Source organism: uncultured Brachyspira sp. (assembly GCF_934747485.1).
Taxonomy (GTDB): domain Bacteria; phylum Spirochaetota; class Brachyspiria; order Brachyspirales; family Brachyspiraceae; genus Brachyspira.
Genome location: NZ_CAKVGN010000077.1, coordinates 1 through 12484, shown reverse-complemented (window position 1 = coordinate 12484; position 12484 = coordinate 1). Strand labels below are relative to the sequence as shown.

General features: G+C 27.5%; 12 protein-coding genes and 2 pseudogenes. 12 read left to right on the top strand and 2 right to left on the bottom strand.

Annotated features, from left to right (window positions below; all coding sequences use genetic code 11):
* Positions 1-160 precede the first annotated feature (160 nt).
* The 8 genes from Q0H31_RS11570 to Q0H31_RS11535 all read left to right on the top strand — a co-directional run bounded on the left by Q0H31_RS11570 (position 161) and on the right by Q0H31_RS11535 (position 6424).
* Entirely contained in the window at positions 161-943 is a 783-nt protein-coding gene (locus tag Q0H31_RS11570; RefSeq protein ID WP_295298349.1) for a Cof-type HAD-IIB family hydrolase, read from the top strand.
* A gap of 23 nt (positions 944-966) precedes the next feature.
* On the top strand, positions 967-1758 hold the full coding sequence (locus Q0H31_RS11565; protein WP_295298348.1) for a Cof-type HAD-IIB family hydrolase: 792 nt from the start codon (positions 967-969) through the stop codon (positions 1756-1758).
* Positions 1759-1763: 5 nt separating this feature from the next.
* Entirely contained in the window at positions 1764-2552 is a 789-nt protein-coding gene (locus Q0H31_RS11560; protein WP_295298345.1) for a Cof-type HAD-IIB family hydrolase, read from the top strand.
* A 20-nt stretch (positions 2553-2572) separates the two neighbouring features.
* Positions 2573-3358 (top strand): Cof-type HAD-IIB family hydrolase, encoded by a 786-nt coding sequence (locus tag Q0H31_RS11555; protein WP_295298343.1) that lies wholly within the window; start codon positions 2573-2575, stop codon positions 3356-3358.
* Between the two features lie 115 nt (positions 3359-3473).
* Positions 3474-3881, top strand: a complete 408-nt coding sequence (locus tag Q0H31_RS11550; protein ID WP_295298341.1) for a hypothetical protein — start codon at positions 3474-3476, stop codon at positions 3879-3881.
* Positions 3882-4443: 562 nt separating this feature from the next.
* Positions 4444-4860 carry a hypothetical protein gene (locus tag Q0H31_RS11545; protein WP_295298339.1) on the top strand — a complete coding sequence of 139 codons (417 nt, stop codon included), beginning with the start codon at positions 4444-4446 and terminating at the stop codon, positions 4858-4860.
* A gap of 73 nt (positions 4861-4933) precedes the next feature.
* Entirely contained in the window at positions 4934-5371 is a 438-nt protein-coding gene (locus Q0H31_RS11540) for a hypothetical protein (protein ID WP_295298337.1), read from the top strand.
* 51 nt (positions 5372-5422) lie between these two features.
* Complete coding sequence (locus Q0H31_RS11535; protein WP_295298335.1) at positions 5423-6424, top strand: NAD(P)H-dependent glycerol-3-phosphate dehydrogenase; 1002 nt, start codon at positions 5423-5425, stop codon at positions 6422-6424.
* A gap of 14 nt (positions 6425-6438) precedes the next feature.
* Here Q0H31_RS11535 and Q0H31_RS11530 read toward each other — a convergent pair whose 3' ends face one another.
* The gene (locus tag Q0H31_RS11530) at positions 6439-8784 is read right to left on the bottom strand and encodes a chemotaxis protein CheA (RefSeq protein WP_295298333.1); all 2346 of its coding nucleotides are present in this window, start codon (positions 8782-8784) and stop codon (positions 6439-6441) included.
* Between the two features lie 149 nt (positions 8785-8933).
* Here Q0H31_RS11530 and Q0H31_RS11525 point away from each other — a divergent pair, with 149 nt between their 5' ends.
* From Q0H31_RS11525 to Q0H31_RS11515, 3 genes are read left to right on the top strand one after another with little or no spacing between them, the layout of a single operon-like run.
* Positions 8934-10235: a UDP-glucose/GDP-mannose dehydrogenase family protein gene (locus tag Q0H31_RS11525; RefSeq protein ID WP_295298331.1), complete on the top strand. Its 1302-nt coding sequence runs from the start codon at positions 8934-8936 to the stop codon at positions 10233-10235.
* A gap of 6 nt (positions 10236-10241) precedes the next feature.
* Positions 10242-10742, top strand: coding sequence for a metallophosphoesterase family protein (locus tag Q0H31_RS11520; RefSeq protein WP_295298329.1), 501 nt, complete (start codon positions 10242-10244; stop codon positions 10740-10742).
* Positions 10743-10758: 16 nt separating this feature from the next.
* Complete coding sequence (locus Q0H31_RS11515) at positions 10759-11916, top strand: DUF6348 family protein (RefSeq protein WP_295298327.1); 1158 nt, start codon at positions 10759-10761, stop codon at positions 11914-11916.
* On the opposite strand, the pseudogene Q0H31_RS11510 reads toward Q0H31_RS11515, so the two are convergent.
* Positions 11913-12272, bottom strand: a pseudogene (locus Q0H31_RS11510) (FUSC family protein); the annotation flags it as partial. The gene Q0H31_RS11515 and the pseudogene Q0H31_RS11510 overlap by 4 nt on opposite strands.
* Before the next feature lie 40 nt (positions 12273-12312).
* Here Q0H31_RS11510 and Q0H31_RS11505 point away from each other — a divergent pair.
* A pseudogene (locus tag Q0H31_RS11505) lies at positions 12313-12484 on the top strand (IS1595 family transposase); the annotation flags it as partial.

Here is a 12484-nt window from a genome sequence, read left to right as displayed (position 1 = left end):
AGTTAATTAAATTATAAGGAATACCTGCTTTTTTTAAACTAAAAAACGTGCAATATGTATGGCTCCTAAACATGAAAGTAAAAACCTTTCACTCGCTTTTTTATATAATTTAATATATAATATAGCAGTTAAATTTTTATAAAAATAGGTTATTAAATATATGATAAAAGCAGCGTTTTTTGATGTAGACGGAACTTTGGTGAGTTTTAATACACATAAAATATCTGAATTATCAAAAAAAGCAATTTACACTCTCAAAGAAAAAAATATAAAAGTATTTATTGCGACAGGAAGAGCTTTATATCAGATAGATAATTTGGATAATATAGAGTTTGATGGATATATTACTTTTAATGGTTCAGCATGCTATATAGACAAAAAAGAAATATATAAAATTACATTAAACCAAAATGATTTAAAAAATCTATGTCATTATTTAGAAAATCATAACCTGCCATGTTCTATTATGACAAGTAAGGATATTTATACAAATACTCATAAGACTATAGATATGTTTTATAATATGGTAAATGTTAAAGCGAATGTTATAGATAATTTTATAGAATATATATATAATAATATAAATGATATATTTCAGATTAATATATTTTCAGACAGAGATAAAGAAAAAGAGATAATGAATAATATATTAATAAACTCTAGTTCAAGCAGATGGCATCCAATTTTTTTTGATGTTAATATAAAAGATATAGGAAAGCATATAGGTATAGACAAAATCATAGAACATTATGGAATTAAATTAGAAGAGACTATTGCTTTTGGTGATGGGGAAAATGATATTAGTATGATAAAGCATGCTCATATTGGTGTAGCTATGGGAAATGCTAACAAAGAAGTAAAAGAAATTGCAGACTATATTACAGATGATGTTGATAATGAGGGAGTATATAAAGCTTTAAAACATTTTAATTTAATAGATTAATTTTTATTTAAGGAATAATACAAATGATAAAAGCTGCTTTTTTTGATGTAGATGGCACATTGGTGAATTTTAAAGATCGCAAGATTTCTGATTCGTCTAAAAAGGCTATTAAAGAACTTAGAGAAAATGGTATTAAAGTATTTGTAGCAAGCGGGAGGGCTTTATTTCAAATAGAGGATTTAGTTGATTTTGACGGATATATAACAGTAAACGGATGTAATTGCTTTGTTGATGAAGATAATGAGCTTAAAGAGATATATAGAGTTTCTTTAGATAAAGATGATTTATTTAGTTTGGTTGATTATCTTGATAAGGACAGATTTTTATGCAGTGTTATAACAAGCAAAGATATATTTATTAATTATATAGATGATGATGTAAAAAAAATGTATGATGAGAATAAGATTGTCATTCCAGAGTCTGTAAATTTTAGAGAATATATTAATAAAAATTATGAACAAATTTTACAGTTAAATATTTTTGTAGATGAAAATAAAGAGAGTTATTTAATTAATAATGTATTAAAGAATTCTAAATCAAGCAGGTGGAATCCTAATTTTGCAGATGTTAATTCTAAACATGGAGGCAAAGAGGTAGGAGTTAATAAGATTATAGAGTATTATAAAATAGATTTATCTGAGATTATTGCTTTTGGAGACGGAGGTAATGATATTGGCATGATAAAAGCGGCAGGTATTGGTGTTGCTATGGGAAATGCTAATGACAGTGTTAAGGAGGTAGCTGATTATATTACAGATGATGTTGATAATGATGGGGTGTGTAAAGCTTTGAAGCATTATGGTTTAATAAGCTAAATTCTATGATAAAAGCTGCTTTTTTTGATATAGACGGAACTTTGGTAAGTTTTAAAAATCGTAGGATTTCTAATTTATCTAAAGAAGCTATTAAAAGACTTAGAGAAAAAGGTATTAAAGTATTTATAGCAACTGGAAGGGCTTTATTTAAAATAGATAATTTAGATGATTTTGATGGATATATAACATTAAACGGCTGCTGCTGCTTTGTTAATGAAAATAATAAGCTTAAAGAAATACATAGAGTTTCGATGGATAAAGATGATTTATTTGCTTTAACAGATTATATTAAAAGCAATAAATTTCTTTGCAGGATTGTTACCAGTGATAATATGTTTATTAATTACACAAACTGTATTATTAATATGATTTATTCTCTATCTAAAGATAAAAAACCAGAAGTTGTAGATTTTAAAGATTATATTAATAAAAATTATGAAAAAATTTTGCAGTTAAATGTTTTTATAAGCAGGAATAAAGAAAAATATTTGATGAATAATATATTAAAAAATTCAAAATCCAGCAGATGGAATTGGTATTTTGCTGATATTAATTCTAAATATGGAGGCAAAGAAGTAGGTATAGATAAAATTACAGAATATTATAAAATAGATTTGTCTGAAACTATTGCTTTTGGAGATGGAGAAAACGATATTGGTATGATTAAACATGCTCATATCGGCGTTGCTATGGGAAATGCGAGTAAAGAACTAAAGAAAGAAGCAGATTACATTACAGATGATGTTAATAATGAAGGGGTATATAATGCCCTAAAACATTTTAATATAATATAATAATTTAAGGATATGCATATATGATAAAAGCAGCTTTTTTTGATATAGACGGAACTTTGGTGAGTTTTAATACTCATAAAGTTTCAGATTCTTCAAAAGAGGCTATAAGACTTTTAAAAGAAAAAGGAATTAAAGTTTTTATAGCTACAGGAAGAATAAAAAAACATATAAACAATATAGATGATTTAGTTTTTGATGGTTATATTACGGCTAATGGCTTTGATTGCTATATAGGAGATAAATCTATATATAGGCATTCTATAGCAAAAGAAGAAATATATTCTTTAATAGACTATTTAAAAAACAAAGAACTATTCCCCTGCTCTATTATGATGAATAGCGGTATATTTATTAATTATGTTACAAAAGAAGTTGAAGAGGTTTCAAAATCTATAAATCTTCCAATACCGGCTGTTGATAATTATTATAGTTTTTTAGAAGAAAATATTGACAATGTACTTCAGATTAATTTATTTGTAGATGAGAATAAAGAAAAACAATTAATGAGCAAAATATTTAAAAATTGCGAATCAAGCAGATGGCATCCAGCTTTTACAGATGTTAATACTAAGGGCGGAGGAAAACATATAGGCATAGATAAAATTATAGAGTATTATGGCATTAAATTGGAAGATACTATTGCCTTTGGAGATGGGGGTAATGATATAACTATGATTGAACATGCTGCAATAGGGGTTGCTATGGGCAATGCCAATGAAGGTGTTAAAAAAATAGCAGATTATATTACAGATGATGTTGATAATGATGGAATATTTAATGCTCTAAAACATTTTAATATAATATAATTTTTTTATTTACTCATTTATTTTTATGATTATTTATCCGATAAAATAAATAGTATTTGACTATATATTATAAATTTATTATAATATATATATATGAGTTTAATGGAGTTTTCTTATGACTAAAAAAATATTTCTGCTTTTATTTGTTATTTTTATAATATCTATAATGTTTATGAGCTGTAAAAAATTTGAAACAACAGCAACAGCAATAGAAAATCCAGATACTTATACAAGCATAGACCCTATATTAGGTCAAGATTATAAATTACGTGTAGAAACTACAGCAACAAATACTATCGCTATAGCTATAGTGCTTGCTAATAATACAGCAACTCCAACTCCCATAGGTGGAGAAGAAATTATAGATAAATTATATCAGGAAAAAGGAAGCAGTAACTATAGCTTTCAAAATGGTGTAATGTCCGGCAATTTCAGTGTATTATCAGGCGACCAAATAAAAATTAGTTTTGTAAGAAATACTCCGCCATATCTTAGTGTAAGAGATGTAATCTGTACTAAGTAATAATAGGATATTAATTCATGGAGGGATGAAAAATTGTTAAAGTAGCGTTTTATTCATTTTTTATTTTATTCTCATTTATTTTTATTAATACTTGTCAAAGTCCTTTATTTCAAATTCCGTATCAAGCGAAAAATGATCTTAAAAACCAAACGAATTATCATTGGTTATATATTAGTAAAAATCAAGTAGGACAAAATGAAAACGAAAAATTAAATGTTCTCATAACAAATGATAATGGTATAAGTATTTATATATGGATAGGGGGCAGCTCTTTTCCGTCTACTGATAAAGATAGATTTGATATAAGTAATTCTGCCATTGACGGCGAAGCACCGCATTATGCTTTTAATAATGAAGAAATAGTTGGAACTCTTACATTTATGAGTCAAACTAAAATCAATATAAGTTTTGCTACAATGTATAAGCCATATTTAAATATTCAAAATATTATATGTAATAAGACAGACAATAAATAACTTATAAAAAATATAAGTAATTAATAAAAATTAAGATATTATATGTCGATAATAAATTATAAGTATATAAAAGTTTGGAGTTTTTTATGAAAAAAACTGTTATATTAATAACTGTATTTATAATATTTTTAATATCATGCAAAGTAACTACAACAGCACCAGAAAATCAATCTTTAATAAACGGCAGTAATTATAAAAGTAGTTTTCCAGTATTGGGTAAAGCATATCTTTGGGTAACAACCACTGATAAAATATCTTTAAATTTTGGTACTGATACTGGTCCAGATATAGGAACAGGTGAAATAATTTATGATTCAGCAAATAGCATCACTAACACAATGTCATTGACTGATAAAAATAATACTAATACATATGCATTTCAAACAGGTACACTTACAGGAAGTTTAGAAGTATTAGATGATAGGAGAATAAAAGTATATTTTACGCAAAATGTAACTCCATATATAAAAATAATGGAAGCTGTATGTGAAACTACACCATAATAAATAAATCTATTATTGACTAAATTAAATAAATTTATTATACTTATAATATATAATTGGAGATGTTATTATTATGAATAAAGTAATAAGTTTTATAGCTATTTTTTTATCAATAATATTTTTTATATCCTGTAAGGCAAGTACAGGTCCTATATCTGCAGATAAAACAGCACTATTGACAACAGATAAAGGTTTAAGAAGCACAAGTCCTGTTATAGGCAGTGCTTATCTTTGGGTTAATTTAACTAGCGGTAATACTTCTATCATAAAATTAAGATTTAGTGATAAAGACAATCCTCCTAAAGATACTGGTGAGGAAATAAAATATGATGGTACTATAAATAATATATCTCCAACAGCCAAAGAAAATGCTAACTCTTATGCATTTCAAAGCGGTACTGTAACAGGTGTAGTAGAAATATTAAGTGAAACTCAAGTTAAAGTAACTTTTTCTAGAAATATATCGCCATATTTAAAAATAAGTGATGTAGTATGTACTGCACAGCAATAATATATCATTATTTTTAATACTAAATGATAAATAAAACTAGGGTTCATATTAATGGAAAATGTTGCAATTATAGGTGCCGGCGGTTGGGGGCTTGCTTTAGCTAATATTTTTTCTGAAAAACATCATATTAAAGTGTGGGTGCATAGTGAAGAAAGCTATAATAATCTTAATAAATTCCATAAAAATGATAATTACTTAAACAATATAGAGTTAAACAAAGAAATACAATTTAGCATGGAGCTTGGTGAAGTTATCAATGATGCTAAAATAGTTATTATTGTAACTCCATCTTTTGCATTCCATAATACTTGTGAAAACATAGAACCATATATAAGTAATGAACAAATAATAATATCTGCAACAAAAGGATTAGATAGAAACACTGGTAAAACCATGAGTGAAGTTGCGAGGAGTATAATATCAGGAGATGTAAACATTCTCACACTTTCTGGTCCTTCACATGCTGAAGAAGTTGCTAAAGGGGTTCCTACTGCTGTTGTGATTGGAGGAGAGAAAGGAGTTTCAGAATATGTGAGAGATACTTTAACTGTGCCTCCTAAATTTAGAATATATAATTCTACTGACCAAAAAGGGGTGGAGATAGGCGGGGCTTTAAAAAATATCATAGCTATAGCAGGCGGTATAGTTGATGGACTTAATTTAGGAGATAATACTAAAGCAGCACTTATCACAAGAGGGCTTCATGAAATAGTGAGATTTGCTTTAAGTAAAGGAGCAAGAACAGATACTATGTATGGTCTTTCTGGAATAGGAGATTTAATAGTAACCTGCTCAAGCGGATTAAGCAGAAATAACAGACTTGGAAGAGAACTTGCAAAGGGAAAAAAATATCAAGAGGTTATAGCTAATTCTCACGGACAAGTAGCAGAAGGTGTATACGCTACAACAGCTGCATATGAATACGCTAAAAATAATAATATATATATGCCTATAACAGAAGCTATTTACAATATACTTTTCAATAATGCCAATATACAAGATACCATCAAAGAACTTATGAGCAAAGATGCTAAAAGTGAAGGCTTTTATTAATAATCAATAAAATATTAGCTATTTAATTCATTAGCCTCTGGTATTTCATTATTTTTTAATTTGCTGATAAAACTTCTAAGATCATTTTTAGAAGTATTTTTAGTATTTATTTTGCCTCTCTCTATAATTCTTTTAGTACCAAGTCCAACTATAGTTTGAATGTCAAGTATAAAGCTAACAGTTCCATCACCCAAAATTGTAGCTCCAGCTATACCTTCAGACCTTGTTACAGCATCTTTAAGAGTTTTAATAACAATATCCTGTTCACCCATAAGGTTATTTACAAGTAAAGCAACTTTTTTATCTTCAGAAGATATAATAACGGCATAATATGATTTTATATCAGTGTACCTTGAAGGAAGCTTAAATAATTCTTTTATGCTAAGTATATTAACAACCTCATCTCTTACCTTAATAACCTCAGTACCTTCTAACTCTTGTATTTCTGCAGGGTCTATTTTTATAGTTTCTAATATACTGTTAATAGGAACTGCATAATATTCTTTTTCTGCATCCACTATCAAAGCCTGAATAATAGCAACTGTTAAAGGTATTCTTAAAGAAAAAGTAGAACCTTTTCCATATTCTGTATCAATACCAACAGTACCATTAATCTTCTCTAAACTTTTTTTAACAACATCCATTCCTACCCCTCTTCCGGAAACATTTGTAATTTTTGAGGCGGTAGAAAAACCGGGAGCAAATATATATTCAAGCATCTGCTGTTCTGTTAATTTAGCATCTGCAGATACAAGACCTTTTTTAACAGCACTTTCAAATATTTTATGCGGCTGCATTCCCTTACCATCATCTGATATTTTTATAATGATAAGGTTGCCTTCATGAGAAGCCTGTAAAATCACACTGCCAACTCTAGGTTTTCCTGCACTTACCCTATCTTCAGGCATTTCTATACCATGGTCTACAGCATTTCTTATAATATGCACCAATGGATCAACCAAAGTTTCTATTACAGACTTATCAAGCTCAGTATCTTCTCCATACATTTCCAATTTAATTTCTTTACCCAAATCTCTTGATAAATCTCTTATTAAACGAGGAAATCTATTAAATGTCTGTGCTATAGGAACCATTCTTATTTTCATTACAGTCTCTTGCAATTCATTCGTTACTCTTGTAAGAAGCTGATAAGAACTCCTATATCTATCTAAAGTATACTTAAAACTATCTTCTATCTTTGATATCTCATTTAATTTATTATTAAAACTGTTAATATAATTGGCTCTCAAATCTTTTATTTCTTTTTTTTGTGCATAATCTTCAAATTTTCTAAGAATCTGAACTATAGTATCTCTATAATATTTTTTTATATCATTTATTGAATTAGATATTAATTTACTATATGAAGACAAATCATCATCATACTGAATATACGAACTTTTATTTGTAACGAGCTCTCCAACCTGATTCATCATAGCATCTATTCTATCGCTTTCCACTCTCAAATAAGAGCTTTGTCTATCTATTTTTTTATCTTTTGATACTTTCTCTTCTTTTTTATTAGCAGAAGATATCTCTTTTGCATTTTTGCTTGCAATCATTTTTTCATAATCTTCTAATATAAACTCTTCTATTTTTATTTCCTCTGTTGTTTCCGGAAAAGTTATATCATTAATTATATCATTATCTTCTTCTGGTGTAGCTAATAAATATATTACATCCTGATAGAATTCATCTCCCTCCAAATTTTGTAATGGAGGCACACTTGTAACTATATCACCTTTATCTTTAAGAGCAACAAATACCTGAACCCCTCCAACAGTTCTCATTGGGCTTTCGGCATTAAATTTAACATATACTAATTTTATTTTTAAACCATCATCTTTATGTTCTCTTATTGTACTTAGTATGCTATTATCTAAATTTAAATTCTCATATTTATTTTTATCAGATACTTTATCTTCTGAAACACTGCTTAAAGATTCTGTATCTGTGTTTACTTCCGAACCTAACTTTGAAGCTTTAAAATCATCTAATTTTTTTATCTCTTCTTCTATATTTATAGAACTTACAGACTCATTACTAGCACTATTAATAAGTTCTTTTAAAATATCTATTCCTTTTAATAAAATATCTATAGTAGCATCATCAACATTAATTTTTTTGTCTCTTATTAAATCAAGTAAATCCTCAAATCTATGGGCATATTTTTGTGTATCGACAAGCTCTACAGCACCTGCACTTCCTTTTAAAGTATGCACTGCTCTAAATATTTCCTGCACAGCATCAACATTATCTCTGTCCTTATCAAGAATAAGAATATTCTCTTCCAATCTATCTAACATTTCAAAAGCTTCTTCAAAGAAATCTTTAAGCAAACTTTTTATATAATCGTCCATTTAAAATCCTTGTATTCTAAAAAAATATTATTACCCATTATTTATTATCGGATAATATTCATTATATCTATAAATTTTACTTGACAATATACTTCTTTATTATATGATAAAATAAATTAAAAGTCTATATCGCAAAGAGAGGCAAAATTATGAAGTTATGTATAGTAGGAACCGGTTATGTTGGGCTTATAACAGGTGCTTGTTTAGCCGAAATGGGAAATTATGTTACATGTGTAGATAATGATAAAGAAAAATTAAAGAAATTAAAAAGCGGAATCACTCCGTTATATGAACCCGGTTTAGAAGAGCTTATAGTATCAAATGTATCTGAAGGAAGATTAGAGTTTACAGATGATTTGGATTATGCTGTAAAAAAATCTATAGCTTGTTTTATAGCAGTTGGTACTCCTTCCGGAGATGATGGAAGCTGCGATTTAAGTTTTGTACTTTCTGTGGCTAATGATATAGGCAAAGCTATGAATGGATATAAGGTAATTGTTGATAAATCTACTGTGCCTGTAGGAACTCATAAATTAGTAGAGGACGCTATTAAAAAGCATTATAATGGCGAGTTCGACGTAGTTTCTAATCCTGAGTTTTTAAAACAGGGGGCTGCTGTTGATGATTTTCTAAAGCCTGACAGAGTTGTTATTGGTTCTGATTCTGAAAAAGCAATAGACATTATGAGAGATATTTATAATCCTTTTACAAGGACTGGAAACCCTATCATTATTATGGACGTGCGTTCTGCTGAGATGACTAAATATGCTGCTAATGCTTTTCTTGCTACAAAGATTTCTTTTGCTAATGAGATTGCTAATATATGTGAAAAAGTGGGAGCTAATGCTGATTTGGTGAGAATTGGTATGTCGAGCGACCGAAGAATAGGAAATCAATTTTTATTTCATGGGCTTGGATACGGCGGAAGCTGCTTTCCTAAAGATGTGCAGGCTCTAATAAAAACTGCCTCAGACTATGGAATTAATTCTGATTTACTTAAAGCTACTCATCAAGTAAATATTAATCAGAGAAAAATTTTCGTTGAAAAGATATTAAAATATTATAATAATGACGTAAACGGAAAAACTTTTGCTTTATGGGGATTAGCATTCAAACCAAGAACTAATGATATGAGAGAGGCTCCTGCTATCACAATCATTAACATGCTTCTTGAAAGGGGTGCTAAAATAAGAGCTTATGACCCTAAAGCTTTTGACAGTGCTAAGGCTATATTTGGAGATAAGATATATTATGCTGAAAACTCTTATGAAGCTTTAGAGAATGCTGATGCTTTAATACTTGTTACAGAGTGGAATGAGTTTAGAAGACCTAGCTTTGACAAAATAAAAGAATTATTAAAAGAACCTGTTATATTTGACGGCAGAAATCAATACGATAAACAAAGAATGACTGAAAGAGGAATAAAATACATATCTTTAGGAAATGCTTAAAAGATAATGATATATTTCATTTCGGATACCCATTTTTTTGGCAGTATGCATGCTAATAGAAAGTTATTATTTAAAAGCTACAGTGACATGCATAAAATAATAGTTGATAATTGGAACTCTGTTGTAAATAATAATGATGATATATATATAATTGGCGATTTCTCTAACGAAAAAGGATATATAAAAACAACAGAGCTTCTAAAAAACTTAAATGGCAATAAATATTTAATAAAAGGAAGTAATGATAATTTTTTAGAAAATAAAAAGTTTGATTATTCTCTTTTTAATTTTATAAAAGATTATCATGTGCTTAGTTTTGAAAACAAAAAAATAATATTATTCCACTACCCTATCTTAGAATGGGAAGGCTATCATCAAAACTCAATTTTAATTCACGGTCATTGGCATCAAGATAAAAAATATAATAACAGAGCATTTAACGCAGCTTCTGATATTCATAACTTCAAACCAGTATCTATAAAACAAATATTGAATAATATAAATTAAATGTTATTATATAATTATGAATATATACAAACAATTACTTTTAAATAGACTTCATAAAAACATACAAGATAAAAATAAAATAGAAAATGAAACTATCAGGCTTTTAACTTATGATGTAACAATAGAGCCAAAAATTGTAGAGCTTGAAGAGAAAAGCAGTGTGCTTTGTTCTGTTTATTTTTACATAAAAGCTCCAATATTAGAAGAAGATTTTTATGAGTATTGTTCTGTTATAGCTAGTGATAAATATAAGGCTATAGAATTGGTTGCTGATGATTTTGTTTACTGTGCTTTTAATGGAATGATTGATTTTTTAAATGGTGTTTCCCATCATGAAATAGACACTTATATACTTGGAAATAAAAAAAGATTTAGTGTATGTGAAAGCCCTATAATAGGTCTTGGAAGCAGTATTGAAAAAGAAAAATTTTATAATGAATATATAAAAAATGATGAGAACAATAATTATTCTTCTTTTTTATGGTATGCAATAAGTAAAGAGATTCCTTTCATGCTTGCAAACAACAGAGTAAATATTATTAAAGTATATGGCGCAAAAATGCCTGATGGTGAAATTGTTACAGAATGCTATATAAATAATAATCATAGCGAAAGTATTGAAAATGCAATAATTGAATATATTGATAAATGGGATAACAATGAAGAGTTTTTCTCTATAAAGCAATTCTTTTTTATTCTTCAATATGATTACACCTACAAAAAATATCCATATACAAGAGAAGAGATTGAATATTTTGTAATAGAATATGTATTAGAATTTGAAAAGAGTCATCAAAATTATGAAATGTTTATGAGCAACATTAAAAATATAATAACAGATAAAAATATAAGAGAAGAGATTATAAACTTCGTACCAGAAATATGCACAGAAAATGCTTTTAAAGATATTAGGTTTGATGAGAGAGTAAAAGTTAATATAGGCTCTAACAATTACACTATATTAAAAAGTCAATTTACAAGCTACAAATATATAGAAGATGCATTAATAGATGGTTTTTCTAATAAAATTTTTAAAGAAGAAACATTTAATAATCTTATTCATATAAGCAATTCATACAACACAATATATGAAGCTATGCAAAATAATATTAAAACTAAAGACATAATTGTTTCTACAACATTTAATTTCACAGAAGATTATCAGTATATTTAAAATATATTATTCATATTATCTTTTATGGATGCATTTATAGAATTAATAGAATCAAAACAATTTTGAAGCCTATAAAATATATAAGAATCTGTTTTTATTGGCTCTTTTAAATCTTTGCTGTTAAAATCATCTATTTCATTTTTAAATAGTTTTGCTATATTCTCTAAAATAAATGATATATTTTCTATAAATATAAGCATATTATTTTTATCTTCTTTTCTATTATATTTCTTTAACAAATATATTAACTGCTCAGCTTCTACTATAAACTTTCTATTTGCCTCTATAAGTGAATCAGTAATTGGTGTGCCTTTGTATTTAGTTTGATTTTTTTCATGTATTATAATATTGTTTTTGGGGTTGTCCTAGATAACTAAAATTTGTTAAAATTAAAGTATGAAACGCAGTAAATTAAGTCAAGAAAAACAATTAAAATTAATAGAACATTTTGTAGCAGGAACTACAGCAAGGACAGCTTCAGTTTTAGTTAAGGTTAATAAGACTACAGCTTCGTATTATTTTTTAAGATTAAGAGAATTAATATTTGAATATGAGAAAGAAAAAGAAG

Coding starts and splice junctions, on each gene's coding strand:
- Q0H31_RS11570 (WP_295298349.1), top strand. CDS start 161: ATGATAAAAGCAGCGTTTTTTGATGTAGACGGAACTTTGGTGAGTTTT.
- Q0H31_RS11565 (WP_295298348.1), top strand. CDS start 967: ATGATAAAAGCTGCTTTTTTTGATGTAGATGGCACATTGGTGAATTTT.
- Q0H31_RS11560 (WP_295298345.1), top strand. CDS start 1,764: ATGATAAAAGCTGCTTTTTTTGATATAGACGGAACTTTGGTAAGTTTT.
- Q0H31_RS11555 (WP_295298343.1), top strand. CDS start 2,573: ATGATAAAAGCAGCTTTTTTTGATATAGACGGAACTTTGGTGAGTTTT.
- Q0H31_RS11550 (WP_295298341.1), top strand. CDS start 3,474: ATGACTAAAAAAATATTTCTGCTTTTATTTGTTATTTTTATAATATCT.
- Q0H31_RS11545 (WP_295298339.1), top strand. CDS start 4,444: ATGAAAAAAACTGTTATATTAATAACTGTATTTATAATATTTTTAATA.
- Q0H31_RS11540 (WP_295298337.1), top strand. CDS start 4,934: ATGAATAAAGTAATAAGTTTTATAGCTATTTTTTTATCAATAATATTT.
- Q0H31_RS11535 (WP_295298335.1), top strand. CDS start 5,423: ATGGAAAATGTTGCAATTATAGGTGCCGGCGGTTGGGGGCTTGCTTTA.
- Q0H31_RS11530 (WP_295298333.1), bottom strand. CDS start 8,784: ATGGACGATTATATAAAAAGTTTGCTTAAAGATTTCTTTGAAGAAGCT.
- Q0H31_RS11525 (WP_295298331.1), top strand. CDS start 8,934: ATGAAGTTATGTATAGTAGGAACCGGTTATGTTGGGCTTATAACAGGT.
- Q0H31_RS11520 (WP_295298329.1), top strand. CDS start 10,242: ATGATATATTTCATTTCGGATACCCATTTTTTTGGCAGTATGCATGCT.
- Q0H31_RS11515 (WP_295298327.1), top strand. CDS start 10,759: ATGAATATATACAAACAATTACTTTTAAATAGACTTCATAAAAACATA.